The sequence below is a fragment of the Nocardiopsis tropica genome (genome assembly GCF_042660575.1).
Classification (GTDB): domain Bacteria; phylum Actinomycetota; class Actinomycetes; order Streptosporangiales; family Streptosporangiaceae; genus Nocardiopsis; species Nocardiopsis tropica.
The window spans coordinates 95,562-110,264 of sequence record NZ_JBHSUF010000023.1 but is presented as its reverse complement, the minus strand read 5'-3'; the positions used below and the strand labels follow the sequence as shown (position 1 = coordinate 110,264).

11 protein-coding genes are annotated in these 14,703 nt (G+C 73.4%); 7 read left to right on the top strand and 4 right to left on the bottom strand.

Translation table 11 applies throughout. The features are described from left to right. Positions 1–11: 11 nt before the first annotated feature. The 3 genes from ACFQBR_RS28740 to ACFQBR_RS28730 form a co-directional block, all read right to left on the bottom strand. A complete protein-coding gene (locus ACFQBR_RS28740) occupies positions 12–1,148 on the bottom strand; it encodes a glycine amidinotransferase (protein ID WP_344184281.1) in 1,137 nt (378 codons plus the stop codon). Positions 1,149–1,231: 83 nt separating this feature from the next. Continuing rightward, positions 1,232–2,566 (bottom strand): preATP grasp domain-containing protein, encoded by a 1,335-nt coding sequence (locus ACFQBR_RS28735; RefSeq protein WP_267948514.1) that lies wholly within the window; start codon positions 2,564–2,566, stop codon positions 1,232–1,234. A 77-nt stretch (positions 2,567–2,643) separates the two neighbouring features. After that, positions 2,644–3,921, bottom strand: a complete 1,278-nt coding sequence (locus ACFQBR_RS28730) for an MFS transporter (RefSeq protein ID WP_267948515.1) — start codon at positions 3,919–3,921, stop codon at positions 2,644–2,646. A 459-nt stretch (positions 3,922–4,380) separates the two neighbouring features. Between ACFQBR_RS28730 and ACFQBR_RS28725 the strand changes: the two genes are divergently transcribed. Then, positions 4,381–5,460 (top strand): RNA ligase (ATP), encoded by a 1,080-nt coding sequence (locus ACFQBR_RS28725; protein WP_344184282.1) that lies wholly within the window; start codon positions 4,381–4,383, stop codon positions 5,458–5,460. A gap of 158 nt (positions 5,461–5,618) precedes the next feature. Here the strand turns inward: ACFQBR_RS28725 and ACFQBR_RS28720 are convergent, their stop codons facing one another. Continuing rightward, on the bottom strand, positions 5,619–6,458 hold the full coding sequence (locus ACFQBR_RS28720; protein ID WP_344184283.1) for a DeoR/GlpR family DNA-binding transcription regulator: 840 nt from the start codon (positions 6,456–6,458) through the stop codon (positions 5,619–5,621). Between the two features lie 167 nt (positions 6,459–6,625). Between ACFQBR_RS28720 and ACFQBR_RS28715 the strand changes: the two genes are divergently transcribed. The 6 genes from ACFQBR_RS28715 to ACFQBR_RS28690 all read left to right on the top strand — a co-directional run bounded on the left by ACFQBR_RS28715 (position 6,626) and on the right by ACFQBR_RS28690 (position 14,635). Further along, on the top strand, positions 6,626–7,993 hold the full coding sequence (locus ACFQBR_RS28715) for a homoserine dehydrogenase (RefSeq protein ID WP_344184284.1): 1,368 nt from the start codon (positions 6,626–6,628) through the stop codon (positions 7,991–7,993). 18 nt (positions 7,994–8,011) lie between these two features. Then, entirely contained in the window at positions 8,012–9,394 is a 1,383-nt protein-coding gene (locus tag ACFQBR_RS28710) for a GntP family permease (RefSeq protein ID WP_344184285.1), read from the top strand. Between the two features lie 100 nt (positions 9,395–9,494). Then, positions 9,495–10,733 (top strand): 3-oxo-tetronate kinase, encoded by a 1,239-nt coding sequence (otnK, locus tag ACFQBR_RS28705; protein WP_344184286.1) that lies wholly within the window; start codon positions 9,495–9,497, stop codon positions 10,731–10,733. After that, positions 10,730–11,380: a class II aldolase/adducin family protein gene (locus ACFQBR_RS28700; protein ID WP_267948521.1), complete on the top strand. Its 651-nt coding sequence runs from the start codon at positions 10,730–10,732 to the stop codon at positions 11,378–11,380. Before otnK ends, ACFQBR_RS28700 begins: the two co-directional genes overlap by 4 nt. Positions 11,381–11,652: 272 nt before the next feature. Then, positions 11,653–12,060 carry a VOC family protein gene (locus ACFQBR_RS28695; protein WP_344184287.1) on the top strand — a complete coding sequence of 136 codons (408 nt, stop codon included), beginning with the start codon at positions 11,653–11,655 and terminating at the stop codon, positions 12,058–12,060. A 181-nt stretch (positions 12,061–12,241) separates the two neighbouring features. Continuing rightward, positions 12,242–14,635, top strand: coding sequence for an ATP-binding cassette domain-containing protein (locus ACFQBR_RS28690; protein WP_378554892.1), 2,394 nt, complete (start codon positions 12,242–12,244; stop codon positions 14,633–14,635). The last annotated feature ends 68 nt before the right edge of the window (positions 14,636–14,703 follow it).

Genomic DNA, 14,703 nt, shown 5'->3' with positions numbered 1-14,703 from the left:
CGCACGGCCGCTCATCCCAGGTAGTCCTCCGGGCCCCCCTCGCGCACCGTGTCGAGGGTGACGCAGTGGAACCCGCCGCCCAGGACCCGGGAGTGCCGGAGGCGGAGCGGGACCACCGTGATGCCGCGTCCCTCCAGGAGGCGGACGAGCTCGGTCTGGTCCTCGTCCACGATCGCCGTCCCCTCGTCCACCATCAGGAGGTTCATGCCGACCCAGGGGGTGCTGAGCGTGTGCGGGACCGCGGTCGGGCCGCCTGCCATGGGCGGACACCACAGCACGTCCCACCCCTTCAGGGGCTCGGGCACGGTGTCCGGGCCGATGCGCTCGGGGTTGAGCAGCACCAGGCCGGGACGCAGCAGGCAGACGGTGCTGTCGATGTGGGTGCCCTCGTAGACGCCGCGCAGCGGGTGCACCCGCACGTCGCCGAGCAGCCCCAGGGTCGATTCCAGCCAGCGCAGCCCGAGTTCGTTGCCGCTGCGGGAGACCTGGTAGAAGACGTCGCGGCCGAGCCTGAGGCAGTTCGCCGCCTCGAACGCGGGCTCCGCCTCGCCCAGCACGGGGAAGCCGTCCTCGTCGGTCCCGAACAGGGAGTCGTCGAGCCGGGGCCGCGGGGCGCAGATCCAGTGGGCGCCCCGCAGGAGGTAGTCCTGGAACAGGGGGCGCCAGCCGAAGGCCTCGAAGTAGCGGGCCCGCATGGGGCTGGGGCTCTCGATGAGGGCGGACCCCACGACGAGGGTGAGGTCCCGCGGGCAGTAGGAGCTGCGGCCGGTCGTCCGCCAGCCCGGCCCTCCGTACTCCACGCCGTGGTCGACCGCGGGCGGCTGGTGGACGGTGACACCGAGGCCGCGCAGCGTGTCGGCCAGGACGGCGAGGTCCTCGTTCGACTCCTCGATGACGTGCCGGGGGAAGAGCCCCGCGCCGATGCCGCGCAGCTCGGCGGGGGTCAGCTCCGGGTAGCAGTTGAGCCAGGCCGACGGGTCCGACAGCGGGGGGACCCGGGAATGGGTCGCGTCGCCGACGACCACCTCCCTCAGCCTGGTGAACTCGTCCCACGAGTGGACGGCCGGCAGGGCGGGCCGCGGCCCGCCGGCCGGCGGGGGAGGCGGTGCCGGACGCTCCGTCGGCGCGTCCGCGGTTCCAGTGCTCATGTGTTCCTTCCGGGGGGCGGGGCTCTCGTCCGCGGGGCCCGGCCGCCGGGGCCGGTACCGCGAGGGCGTCGGTTCCGCGGTCCTCAGGCCGTCGGGTCGCTCAACAGGTTCGCGACGCGCTCCTCCAGGGCGCGCGCGGCGTCCAGGTTCTCGGCGACGGCGCAGTAGGTCACCCGGCCCGTGACCGGCGTGTAGTCGGCGGTGACGACCACCCCCAGTCCCGAGTGCGGGTCGTAGCCGAGCCCGGACCCGGCGAGCCGGCTGAGCGCCTCCGCGAAGGAGGGGACCGCCCACCGGCCCCCGCGCTCCAGGAACACGCGGTCGTCGCGGCGGTCGCGGCCGACGACCCTGTCGATCAGGTTGACGTGCAGGTGGGAGGAGGCCGTGAGCCTGCCGTTGACCTCGGTGAAGACGAGATCGCCCCCGGGGGTCCGGATGGCGTCGGCGCACAGCGTCCCCCGGTACCCCATCAGCCGGAAGGGCTCGCACGCGCGCCGGCCGGTCTCGACCAGTTCCGCGACCTCCTCGGGTCCGACCGACTGGGGCGGGATCACCTCGCCGGTGGCCACGGGCTCCATCAGGATCTCCCCGGCCCCGCGGAGCACGCAGCCGTCGTCGTCGGCGACGAACTCCGCGTACACCGTCGTGGAGTCGGGGAAGTAGCGCTCGATGATCAGGCTGTGCCCCTTGTGTCCCGTGAGCCACTCCCACCGGTCGCTGACGTAGCGCCGGACGGCGTCCCGGTCCGCCAGGACGACGACGCTGCCCGCGCCCGCCGCACGGACCCCCTCGGCCCGGCTGAGGATCTCGTTCCCCAGGCCCCCGCCGGCGAACTGCTGCTTGACCATCACGGCGGCCCCGTCGGCCAGCAGGGACTCGATCGTGCCCTCCGCGTGGTCGGGCCTGTCGGTGATCACGCCGGGAGCGATGGGGATCCCGTTCCCCGCGGCCACGGCGCGGAAGACCGCCTTGCTGTTGACGAGCGCGTCCCCGCCCTGGGCGCTGAAGGCGTGCCCCGGCAGGGCGTCCTCGACGCCGACCGCCGACGCCATGGCCGTCACGGCGAGGTCGCTGTAGGTGCAGGTGATCCGGTCGACCGGCCGGTCCGCCAGGGCCTTGCCCAGGTCCCGGAGGAAGACCGGGTCGACCAGCCGGTCGGCGGTGAGGATGTCGGGCCCGAAGCGGCCGGGAGGGGGGATGACGAACCGCAGGGTCGAGGCGCGGGTGCCGGTCAGCCCGGTCACGTAGTCCATGAAGTCCGTGCTCGGCGGCGAGGGCAGGACCAGGACGTCCCCGTCCTCGGCGTACCACAGCATGCGCTGCGCGCCGAGGCCGAAGGCCCGCCTCTTCTCCACGGGAATCCTGCCGATGTCGCCGACCATTTCCTCGGGGACGTTGACAATGATCATTGCGGTCATGGAATTCTCCTCTTCCGGGGGGCGTTTCCGGGCCGGGAAAGGGCGGGCCCGGCGGAAAGCGCGATCGGACGTCCGGGTCAGGGGCGCATATCCTGTCCCGCCTCTTCGGGGGAACGCTTCACGGAACGCCGCGGAACCAACCGGAAAAGCAGGGCGGCCGCGCCGAGGGCGGTCAGGCACACCGCGGAGGCGAGCAGTGTGCCCTGCGCGCCGACCGCGAGGACGATCGGGGCCCCCGCCATGGCGCCGAGGGGGACGGCGACCCCGGTGACCGCCCCGCGCGCCGCCAGGACCTGCGGAAGCGCGGCCGCGGGCGCGGAGTTCTGGAAGAGCGCCGTCGTGGTCGAGGGGAACGGTCCCCAGAAGAGCCCGCACACGCCGAAGGAGATCCAGGAGACGGCCACGGGCAGGCCGAGGCCCAGCGGGACCAGCGCGAGGCCGAAGCCCAGGACGATGCAGATCGTGGTCGGCATCAGCGGCAGGTCGCGCAGGTAGCCGGTGAGCAGCGCTCCCGTGACGGCGCCGATGCCGAAGGCCGTGTAGAAGCCCGCGAGGGTGGCCGCCGAGGCCTGGAGGTCCTCCACCACGTACAGGGGGATCGCCACGCTCGACGGGCCGAAGAAGAGGAAGAAGCCGAACGAGAGCGCCAGCAGGCCGAGGAGGCCGGGGTCGCGGCCGATGGCCCTGAAGCCCTCCGAGCGCGACGCGCCCGCCCTGACCCCGTCCTGCCCGGAGCCCCGGGGGATCGCGAACCGGTAGGTCGCGGCGAGGACGGCGAAGGAGAGCGCGACGAGGGCCAGGACGTACTCGGGCCCTCCCCTGTCGATGACGATCGCGGCGAGGAGCGGCCCGACGACCGTGGACAGCTCCAGCATCACGTTGACGACGGAGTTCCCGGCGAGGTGGTCCTTCTTGTCCAGGAGCTCGGAGAGCATCGTGTAGCGGCCGGCCTTGCCCCACGCGCTCAGCACCGAGGACAGGCCGAGCAGGGCGACGTAGAGCAGGATGTCCAGCGAGCCCAGCACGTGGACCAGCGGGATCAGCGCCAGCGCTCCGGCGCGGAGGAGGGCGTCCCAGCCGGCCAGCTGGGCGCCGCTGCGACCGTTCAGCAGACCGCCGAGGAGGAAGGCGCCCACGGCTCCGGGCAGGGTGTACGCCGCGACGGCGGCGGCCACCCAGGCGGCGCGGTGGTCGGCCGGGGCCAGCTCCATGGCGAGCCAGCTCACGGCGAGGGAGCTCATCCCGCCGCCGAGCGCGGACACGCCGATGCCGGGGAGGACGCGCCGCAGGAGCGGATGGGTGAGCACGGGCCAGTAGGGGGAGCCCTTGACCGCGCGCGCCACGAGGGACTTCACGGGTGTCCTCCGATTCCTCTTCGAGCCGCGCGTTCCTCGGGCGCTCCACCGCGCTCTTCGCGCCGAAAGGGGCCGGGCGGCGGAGATGGAATGCCGCCCGGCCCGGGCAGTCGCTCATTCCGCGTATTCGCGGAGGAAGAAGGCGTGTCCTAGTAGGGCATCTTCATGGTGTCGTCCTCCCTGGGATTCCCGGAAGCCGCGCCGGTGGTGCGACGTGAAGAATATAAGTCCCCCCGCACCCCCTGACAAGGGTCCTTTTTTTCCAGGTGGCCCGGTGGGCGGCGAATGATCATTTTTCCTGCCAATTGCGACGCCGAAGGGCCAGGTCACGGGCCGGTGCGGTGACAAGCGCCGCCGGGCCGTCCCGAAAAGGCGTTGTCGGCCCGTCGGCGGACCGGGCATGGTGAACCGGTCGCGGGGGCGCCGTCCGAGGGCGCCCCACCACCACGGAGGAACAGTATGTCCACCCTGCGGGTCACCGCCGAGCGCCTCACGATCCACCCGCACCCCGACGCCGACGCGCTGGAGCTGGCCCAGGTCGGCCTGTTCCGGGCGGTCGTCGCGAAGGGGGCGTACCGGACCGGGGACTGGGCGGTGTACATCCCCGAGAACGCCCTGCTGCCCGACGACCTCATCGGTGAACTGGGGCTCACGGGCAGGCTCGCGGGTTCCGGGCGCAACAGGGTGAAGGCCGTCCGCCTGCGGGGGGAGCTGTCGCAGGGCATCGTCTGCCGGCCCGGACGGCTGGCCGGCGTGGACCTGGCCTCGGCGCACGGCGAGGGGACGGACTTCGCGGCGGACCTGGGCATCACCAAGTGGGTGCCGGAGGTGCCCCTGCACATGAGCGGGGAGCTCGTGGCCGCGCCCGACCTGATGCGGTGGATCGAGGTGGAGAACGCCAAGCGCTACCCCGACGCCTTCGAGCCGGGGGAGCGGGTCGTGGCGACGGAGAAGATCCACGGCACCGCGTGCCTCTTCACCCTGGTCGCGGGGACGGGGGAGGAGTTCGTCTCCTCCAAGGGCCACGGGTCTCGCAACTTCGCGCTGGCGCCCGCCGACGACAACCTGTACTGGAGGGCGGTGGCCGCCCACGGGGTCCCGGAGGCGGCGCGCGAGGTGGCCGACCGGTTCGGCGCGGCCAGGGTGGGCGTGTTCGGAGAGGTCTTCGGGGCGGGGGTCCAGGACCTCGTCTACGGCGAGTCCGGCCGCAGCGCGCGCCCCGGTTACGCGGTGTTCGACATCGCGCTCGACATCGGCGGCGCCCGCACCTGGATCGACGCGGTCGACCTGCCCGGGGTCCTGGACGCGGTGGGCCTGCCCGCCGTGCCCGTGCTCCACGACGGCCCCTACGACGAGGCCGCGCTCACGGCGGTCGCGCAGGGGGCGGAGACCTGGAGCGGCTCGGGGCTGCACATGCGGGAGGGGGTCGTCGTCCGTCCGGCGCGCGAACGCGCGTCCGGGGTCCTGGGAGGGAGGGCGATCGCGAAGTTCGTGTCCGAGGCCTACCTCACGCGCAAGGGCGGCACGGAGTACGAGTAGCCGGGCGGGGGCTCCCGCGGCCCTGTTCCGTGCGTCCGGGCGCGGTCGCGGAGCCGGAGGACGCGCCGGACCACGCCGCCGCGCGGGGCGCGTGGAGCGCCGCCGGCCCGGGGTGGGCCGTCCTGCCCGGGCGGCCCCCGCGGCCGCCCCCGGGGAGGTCAGGCGGAGGCCGTCGGGGCCGGCGCCTCCTCCGCGCCGGGGACGGGCCCCGTGTCCCCGACCGCCTCCCCCCGGGGCGTCACGACCTCCAGGTCGACCCCCAGGTCCCGGATCGCGCGCACGGACGCCTCGGAGAGCCGGTCGTCGGTGATCACCGACGCGAAACTCGTGAGCGCGGCGACCTTGAAGGTGCCGAACGCGCCGTACTTGTCCGCGCCCGCCACGAGCACCGACGACGAGGCCGCGGCCATGGCCGCGCGCTTGACCGCCACCTTCGCCCGCGACGGTGTGGTCGACCCCCTGCCGAGGTCCCAGGAGCTCGTCGATACGAAGGCGACGTCGATGTTGAACTCGGCGATGGTGGCCGCCGCGATGTCACCGACGGAGGAGCGGTTCTCGCGGTCGACCTGCCCTCCGATGAGGAAGAGCGTCACGTCGGGGTGGTCGGTGAGGGAGGCCGCGGTGGTGATGTCGTTCGTGATGACGGTGAGGCCGGTGACGCTCCACAGCGACGGCACGAGGTGCCCCAGGGTCGTGCCCGCGTCCAGGTAGACGGTCTGCCCCTCGCTCACGAGGGAGGCCGCGGCACGGGCCATCGCCCGCTTCTCGTCCACGTCCACGCGCGACTTGTCGCGGTAGGACGGCTCCGAGCGCACCTGGGAGGCCAGCTCGACGCCGCCGGGCACGGAGCGTACCCGCCCCTCCTCCTCCAGCGTCATGATGTCGCGGCGCACCGTCATGTGCGAGACGTCGAGGATGTCGCACAGCTCCTTCACGCTCAGCACTCCCGTGCCTCGCAGCTCTCGCAGGAGCATGTCACGCCGTTGCGCCGGAATCATCGTCCTCCTTCGGGGGGTCACCCAGAGGAACCATGGTACCGATAGTTACCAGATGATCCCAAGCGTGAAAATTGTTGACTCATATGTTCCGTAAGTGTTAAACATGGCGGGTCGCCGCCGCGGCTTCGTCGTATACGCGCCGCTCAGAGGCGGAAGAAGGAGAAACCATGCAAGGCACCGACGCCACCGCCACACCGCCACCCGTGCGCTACGCCCTCACCGGGGCGCGGGGCGGCTTCGCCCGGACACTGCTCGCCCAGACGCTGCGGATGGACCGCCTGCGCCCCTCGGTCCTGTGCGACCTGGACGCCGAGGGAACGGTCGCGCTGTGCGCCGAGCTCGGTTACGCGCCCGAGGACCTCAAGGTGTGCACCGGCCCCGACGAGGTGTCCGCGCTGACCGGCGGGCAGATCGCCGTCGTCGCCGACGCGGCCCTCCTCGCGGGGGCCGGCTACGACGTGCTCGTCGAGGCCACCGGCAGCCCCGAGGCGGGTGCGGCGGCCGCGCGGACCGCCATCGGGACCGGCCGCCACGTGGTCATGGTCTCCAAGGAGGTCGACTCGGTGGCCGGGGTCGCCCTCGCCGACGAGGCCCGGGCGAAGGGCGTCGTGTACACGCCGGGGATCGGGGACCAGCCCGCGAACCTCATCGAGTGGTACGAGCGCGCACGCGTCCTCGGGCTCGACGTCGTCGCGATCGGCAAGTCCGGCGAGTACGACCTGGTGTTCGACCCCTCGACGGGGCGCGTCCGCCAGCTCGACCAGGAGGTCGACGCCCCGGAGCTGGCCGGCCTGCTGACCCTGGGGGAGGACGTGCCCGCCACGCTCGCCGCCCGCGCCCGGGCCGTCGGGGCGCTCAAGCGCTCGGCCGCCGCCGACTACTGCGAGATGGGCGTCGTCGCCAACCACACCGGTCTCGTCCCGGACGTGGAGGCACTGCACTACCCGGTCGCCCGCGTCGCCGAGCTCGCCGACGTCTACTCCCTCGCCGAGGACGGGGGCATCCTCTCCCGGTCCGGCGCCGTGGACGTCTTCAGCGTGCTCCGCCTCCCGGAGGAGGCCTCCTTCGCCGGAGGGGTGTTCGTGGTCGTCCGCACCGGGGACCCCGTCTCCTGGGACCTGCTCGCCCAGAAGGGGCACGTGGTCTCCCGCTCGGGACGCTACGCCTGCCTCTACCTGCCCTACCACCTCATGGGCGTCGAGACGCCCCTGAGCCTGCTCGACGCGGTCGACCGCCGACGCGCGGTGACCTCGCGCCCTCCCGCCCCGCACGCGGTCCTCGCGGGCCGGGCCGGGGAGGACCTCCCCCGGGGGACCCGCCTCGACATGGGCGGGCACCACCACGACGTCCGGGGCGTGGCCCCCGTCCTGCTGGACGCCGCGAGCGCCCCCGACGACGTGGCCCCGCTGTACCTGGCCGCCCACGCCACTCTGGCCCGGGACGTCGCCGCCGGGGCGCTGGTACGCCTCGGCGACCTGGCCGACCCCGCCGAATCCCTCCTGGACGCCTGGCGTCACACACGCACCCACCTGTGACCGTTAGGACCCAGTGACATGTCGGACATCTATACCCTGCTGGCGTTCCTCGCCGCCATCGTCGTCCTCGTGCTGTTCATCGCGCGGTTCAAGGTCCACCCCGTGGCCACGCTGTTCATCGTGGTCGTGGCGCTGGGGCTCGTCCTGGGCATGGGCGGCACCGGGACCGTCGAGCTCATCACGACCGGCTTCGGGAACACCCTCGCCAGCGTCGGCCTGCTGATCATCTTCGGCTGCGTCCTCGGCAAGATGCTCGAACTGAGCGGCGCCGCCCTGAAGATCACCGAATCCGCGCTCAGCCTGTTCTCCAGGAACAAGGTGCCCTGGGCGATCGCGCTCGCCTCGACCGTCCTCGGCATCCCCCTCATCGCCGACACCGCCGTCGTCATGCTCATCCCCATCGTCTCCGCCCTCGCCTACCGCACGGGCATCTCGATGATGAAGCTCGGCCCGATCCTGTACATCGGCGCCTACGTCATGACCTCGGTGGTCCCTCCCGGCCCGGGCCCGCTCGCGTCCGCGGCACTGCTCGACGTCGGCATGGGCGACGCGATCCTCTACGGACTGATGGTGGGCGTCCCCGGCGTGGTCGCCGCGACGATCTACCTGTCGCGGACCAAGACGCACGTGCCGCCGAAGCCGGAGTTCGTCGAGCACCTGGTGGGCGGCCCCGACGCACCCGCGTCCGCCGGCTCAGGGGACGCGGACGGAGCCGCCGAGGAGGCCGCGCCGCACACGGTCGGCCTGTTCGGCTCCCTGGTGCCCATCCTGGCGCCCATCGTCCTCATCGTCTTCGCCTCCCTGGCCGGCCCCGCGCTCCCCGAGGGGGCGTGGTTCACCGACACCGTGCTCTTCGTCGGCGAGCCGACGGTGGCGCTGTTCCTCGCCTGCCTGCTGGCCCTGCCGCTGTTCCGCGGGCGCTGGCGCGACAAGTCCACCCTGAACGACCTGTTCGAGGCCGGGCTGCGGATCGCCGCCATGCCCCTGGCCCTGACCGGGGTCGGCGGCGCCCTCGCCACCATCATCCGGGAGACGGGCGTCGCGGAGAACATCGCGACGAGCATCGAGAGCACCGGGATGTCCCCGGTCATCATCCCGTTCCTCATCGCCGCCGCGGTGTGCACCATCACCGGTTCCAACATCCTCGGCGTCATGACCTCGGCGGCCATCATGCAGCCCCTGCTGCCCGCGCTCGGGCTCGAACCGATCGTGGTGTACCTGGCCTGCGCGACCGGGGCCCAGATCATGAAGCACGCGAACTCCTCGGGCTTCTGGGTGACCACGACGCTGTCCAACATGACGGTGGGCCAGGGGATCCGCTCGATCGGGGTGGCCTCGGTCATCTCCGGCCTCACCGGGTTCGCCGTCCTCAACATCATGATCGCGACCGGCGTCGTCTAGACCGCTCGCTCCCCACGCGCGGCCGGTCCCCGCGCCCACGGCCCGCGGGCCGCGGGCCCGGGACCGGCCCCGCCCATCCGACCCGACCACAGGAGAACCCATGGCGACCCTCGGCGCGATCGCCGACGACCTCACCGGAGCGACCGACGTCGCTCTCGCCCTCACGTCCGCCGGATACCGGACCGCCGTCGTGCTGGGCTCCGACGCCCCCGACGGCGACGGGGCCGCGGACGGGGCCGACGCCGTCGTCGTCGCCCTGAAGTCGCGCACCATGCCCGCCGGCGAGGCGGTCGCCGCCTCGATGGACGCCCTCGCGAGGCTGCGGCGGGCGGGCTGCGAGCGCTTCTACCTCAAGTACTGCTCGACCTTCGACTCCACCCCGGCGGGCAACATCGGCCCGGTGGCCGAGGCCCTCCTCGAAGCCCTCGGCGAGACCGTCACCGTGGTCGCGCCGGCCTTCCCTGCCAACGGGCGCACCGTCTACCGCGGCCACCTGTTCGTGGGGGACGAGCCCCTCGACGAGTCCCCGATGCGCCACCACCCCCTCACGCCCATGACCGACTCGAACCTGCTGCGCCTGCTCGCACCCCAGGTCAGCGGTGGGGAGGACGACGTCGCCCTGGTGCCGTGGCCGACCGTCGCCCGGGGCGACGAGGCGGTGCGCGAGGCCATCGCGCGCGCGAGCCGCGCCGGGGCCCGGTTCGTGGTCGTCGACGCACTCACCGACGAGGACCTCGCCACCCTCGCCCGGGCGACGGAGGACCTGCGCCTGCTGACCGGCGGCAGCGCCCTCGCCCAGGGGCTCAGGGGTCCCCGGACGCTCGCGCGCACGCCGGTCGCCCTGCCCGGGGGGCCGCGCGTCGTGCTCTCCGGCAGCGCCTCGCGGGCCACCCAGGGCCAGGTCCGCCACGCGCTCGCGGCCGGAGGAGGGCGGCAGCTGCGCCCCGCCGACCTGCGGGAGGACTTCGAGGCGGCCGTGTCCGCCGCGGTGTCCGCCGCGCTGGAGGCCGCGGACGCCCCCTTCGTCGTGTACGCGACCGCCTCCCCCGAGGACGTCGTGGACACCGCGGACGCCCCGCTCATCGAGGAGGCGCTGGCCGAGACCGCCGAGCGCCTGGTGGCCGCGGGGACGCGGGCGCTCCTCGTGGCGGGCGGCGAGACCAGCGGAGCCGTCGTGCAGCGCCTCGGCGTGGGCGCGCTCGCGCTCGGCCCCGAGATCGACCCCGGCGTCGCGTGGATGCGCGGGCGCCGGGACGGCGAGGACATCCACCTCATGCTCAAGTCCGGGAACTTCGGCCGCGAGGACCTCTTCGTCCGCGCCTGGGAGGGGGGCCTGTGAACCGCACACCACGCGAGGCCGCGCGGGAGCTGTGCCGGGCGGGACGCCGCGCCGTCGACCTCGGGCTGAGCCCCGGCGCGTCGGGCAACGTGTCCGTGCGCGCCGGGGACCACACCCTGATGAGCCCCACCGGGGTGTCCCTCCGGGACCTGGACCCCGACGGCCTGTCCGTCCTGGGCCCGGAGGGGGAGCACGTCTCCGGCCCGCCTCCCTCCAAGGAGTATCCGCTCCACCTGGCGATGTACCGGCGGGTCGAGGGCGCCGGGTCCGTCGTCCACCTGCACTCGCCCCACGCGACCGCGGCCTCGTGCCTGCCCGCCTGGTCGGCCTCGTCGGCGCTGCCGCCCGTCACGCCCTACCTGGTGATGCGTGTCGGCCAGGCGCCCCTGGTGCCGTACGCGGCTCCGGGCAGTGAGCGGCTCGCCCGCAACCTCGCCGACCTGCCCGGGTCCTTCCGCGCCGCCCTCCTCGCCAACCACGGTTCGCTCATGGCGGCGGCCGACCCGGCGGCCGCCCTGGACGGGGCCGTGGAACTGGAGGAGGCCTCGCGCATCGTCGTCTCGCTGCGGGGAGGCGGGTTCTCCGTGCTCTCGGCGGAGGACGTGCGCGAGCTGACGGAGCGCTACGGGACCGCGTGGGACCTGTGACCCGTCCCCCGCGGGGGTGAGGGCACGACCCGGGCCGGGCGCCGACCGCACGGTCGGCGCCCGGCCCGGAAGCGGTCGGCCCGCGGGCCGGAACACGGGCACGCCCGTGCCTCCGGCGCACGGGCCCGTGCGCCGGGCTCCCCGGCCCGCCCCCGGCGCCCGCAGGGAAGCCGGAGCGGGGCCACGCCTCCCCCGGCCCCCGAGAAACAGGTGACCCGACCGGTCAGGAATCGAGAAGCGCCCTTCACCGGCCCGGAACTAGCGTGGTGGCCATGGACATCACCATTCACACCAGCGTCCTGCCGCACGAGGACCCCGAGGCCTCCCTGGCCTTCTACCGCGACGTCCTGGGCTTCGAGGTCCGCAACGACGTCGGGCAGGGGAGCATGCGCTGGATCACCGTGGGCCCCACCGGACAGCCCGACACCGGCATCCTGCTCGCACCGCCCGCCACCGATCCCGGCATCACCGACGCCGAGCGCACCGCCATCGCCGAGATGATGGCCAAGGGCACCTACGGGTGGATCCTCCTGGCCGCGTCCGACCTCGACCAGGTCTTCGACAGGGTCCAGGCCACCGACACCGAGGTCGTCCAGGAACCCACCCTCCAGCCCTACGGCATCCGCGACTGCGCCTTCCGTGACCCCGCCGGCAACCTGATCCGCATCCAGCAGCGCTGAACCGGCGGCCGCCCCGCGCCGCCCCGAAGGGCCGGGCGCGCGCCACGAGCTCCTGCGCCCGCGCAGGAACGACACCCCCGCGCCGCCCGAAGGGCCGCACGCGCCGTGAAACACCGGCCCGACCGTGCCGGAAGACGCCGAGGAGGACCGCGCCGGCGGTCCGGACGACGATGGAGAGACGATGACCACCGCCCCGAGGGCGAGCACGCAGCCGCCCGCGCAGCACGCCGCCGACAGCCACGACCTGATCCGCGTGCAGGGCGCGCGCGTGAACAACCTCCGCGACGTCAGCCTCGAGATCCCGAAGCGCCGGCTGACCGTGTTCACCGGCGTCTCCGGTTCGGGCAAGAGCTCGCTGGTGTTCGGCACGATCGCCGCCGAGTCGCAGCGGATGATCAACGAGACCTACAGCGCCTTCGTGCAGGGGTTCATGCCCGCCCTGGCGCGGCCCGACGTCGACGTCCTCGAAGGGCTGACCACCGCGATCATCGTCGACCAGCAGAGGCTCGGAGCCGACCCGCGCTCCACCGTCGGCACCGCGACCGACGCCAGCGCGATGCTGCGCATCCTCTTCAGCAGACTCGGGCGCCCCCACATCGGATCCCCCCAGGCGTTCTCCTTCAACGTCGCCTCGATCAGCGGGGCGGGAGCGGTCACGACGGAACGCGCCGGCCGGACCGTGAAGGAGCGCCGCGAATTCAGCGTCACCGGCGGCATGTGCCCCCGCTGCGAGGGCAGGGGCACGGTCTCCGACATCGACCTCACCCAGCTCTACGACGACTCCAGGTCGATCGCGGAGGGCGCGTTCACCATCCCCGGCTGGAAGTCGGACAGCTGGTGGACGGTGCGGACCTACGCCGAGTCCGGCTTCCTCGACCCCCACAAGCCGATCCGCGACTTCACCGAGCGGGAGATGCGGGACTTCCTCCACAGGGATCCGGTCAAGGTGAAGGTCGAGGGCGTGAACCTCACCTACGAGGGCCTGATCCCCAAGGTCCGGAAGTCGTTCCTGTCCAAGGACGTCGACTCGCTCCAACCGCACGTCCGCGCCTTCGTGGAACGCGCGGTGACGTTCGCCGCCTGCCCCGACTGCGGGGGCACGCGCCTCAACGAGGCGGCGCGCTCCTCGAAGATCGGCGGGATCAACATCGCCGACGCGTGCGCCATGCAGATCAGCGACCTCGCCGCGTGGGTGCGCGGGCTGGACGAGCCGTCGGCGGCCCCCCTGCTCACCTCCCTGGGCAGGACCCTCGACTCGTTCGTGGAGATCGGGCTCGGCTACCTCGCGCTCGACCGGCCCTCGGGCACGCTCTCGGGGGGTGAGGCGCAGCGGGTCAAGATGATCCGCCACCTCGGCTCCTCGCTCACCGACACCACCTACGTCTTCGACGAGCCCACCATCGGCCTGCACCCCCACGACATCCAGAGGATGAACGACCTCCTGCTGCGGCTGCGCGACAAGGGCAACACGGTCCTCGTCGTCGAGCACAAGCCGGAGACGATCGCGATCGCCGACCACGTCGTGGACCTCGGCCCGGGCGCCGGGACGGGGGGCGGGACCGTCTGCTTCGAGGGCACCGTCGGGGGCCTGCGGGCCGGCGGCACCCTCACCGGCCGCCACCTCGACGACCGGGCCTCCCTCAAGGAGGCGGTGCGCGAGCCCTCCGGCGCGCTGGAGATCCGCGGGGCGAGCGCCAACAACCTGCGCGAAGTCGACGCCGACATCCCGCTCGGGGTGCTCACCGTCGTCACCGGCGTCGCCGGATCGGGCAAGAGCTCCCTCGTGCACGGCTCGCTCCACGGCCGTGAGGGCGTGGTGTCCGTCGACCAGAGTCCGATCCGCGGTTCGCGGCGGAGCAACCCGGCGACGTACACCGGGCTGCTCGACCCGGTCCGCAAGGCGTTCGCGAAGGCCAACGGCGTGAAGCCGGCGCTGTTCAGCGCCAACTCCGAGGGCGCCTGCCCCGCCTGCAAGGGTGCGGGCGTGGTCTACACCGACCTGGCGATGATGGCCGGCGTCGCCACCGTCTGCGAGGAGTGCGAGGGCAGGAGGTTCCAGGCCTCGGTGCTGGAGTACCGCCTCGGCGGACGCGACATCGGCCAGGTGCTCGCGATGCCGGTGGCCGAGGCCGAGGAGTTCTTCGGCTCGGGGGAGGCGCGCACGCCCGCCGCGCACGCCGTCCTGCGACGCCTCTCCGACGTCGGCCTCGGCTACCTCACGCTCGGCCAGCCGCTCACCACCCTGTCGGGGGGCGAGCGGCAGCGGATCCGGCTGGCCGCGCGCATGGCGGAGAAGGGCGGCGTCTACATCCTCGACGAGCCGACCGCGGGGCTCCACCTCGCCGACGTCGAGCACCTGCTCGGCCTGCTCGACCGGCTCGTCGACTCCGGGAAGACGGTCGTCGTCATCGAGCACCACCAGGCGGTCATGGCGCACGCCGACTGGATCATCGACCTCGGGCCGGGCGCCGGGCACGACGGCGGCCGGATCGTCTTCGAGGGCACCCCCGCCGACCTCGTCGCCGCCCGGTCCACCCTCACCGGCGAGCACCTCGCGGACTACGTCGGCGGCTGACCCCGCCCCCGGGCGGACACGGGCGCCCCCGGCCGTCGGGATCGACGGCCGGGGGCGCCGGCACGGGC

What these genes read in the sequence shown, in the direction of transcription:
- ACFQBR_RS28720 (WP_344184283.1), bottom strand. Translation starts at nt 6,458, where the DNA reads ATGATTCCGGCGCAACGGCGTGACATGCTCCTGCGAGAGCTGCGAGGC.
- ACFQBR_RS28690 (WP_378554892.1), top strand. Translation starts at nt 12,242, where the DNA reads ATGACCACCGCCCCGAGGGCGAGCACGCAGCCGCCCGCGCAGCACGCC.
- ACFQBR_RS28715 (WP_344184284.1), top strand. Translation starts at nt 6,626, where the DNA reads ATGCAAGGCACCGACGCCACCGCCACACCGCCACCCGTGCGCTACGCC.
- otnK (WP_344184286.1), top strand. Translation starts at nt 9,495, where the DNA reads ATGGCGACCCTCGGCGCGATCGCCGACGACCTCACCGGAGCGACCGAC.
- ACFQBR_RS28725 (WP_344184282.1), top strand. Translation starts at nt 4,381, where the DNA reads ATGTCCACCCTGCGGGTCACCGCCGAGCGCCTCACGATCCACCCGCAC.
- ACFQBR_RS28710 (WP_344184285.1), top strand. Translation starts at nt 8,012, where the DNA reads ATGTCGGACATCTATACCCTGCTGGCGTTCCTCGCCGCCATCGTCGTC.
- ACFQBR_RS28735 (WP_267948514.1), bottom strand. Translation starts at nt 2,566, where the DNA reads ATGACCGCAATGATCATTGTCAACGTCCCCGAGGAAATGGTCGGCGAC.
- ACFQBR_RS28740 (WP_344184281.1), bottom strand. Translation starts at nt 1,148, where the DNA reads ATGAGCACTGGAACCGCGGACGCGCCGACGGAGCGTCCGGCACCGCCT.
- ACFQBR_RS28695 (WP_344184287.1), top strand. Translation starts at nt 11,653, where the DNA reads ATGGACATCACCATTCACACCAGCGTCCTGCCGCACGAGGACCCCGAG.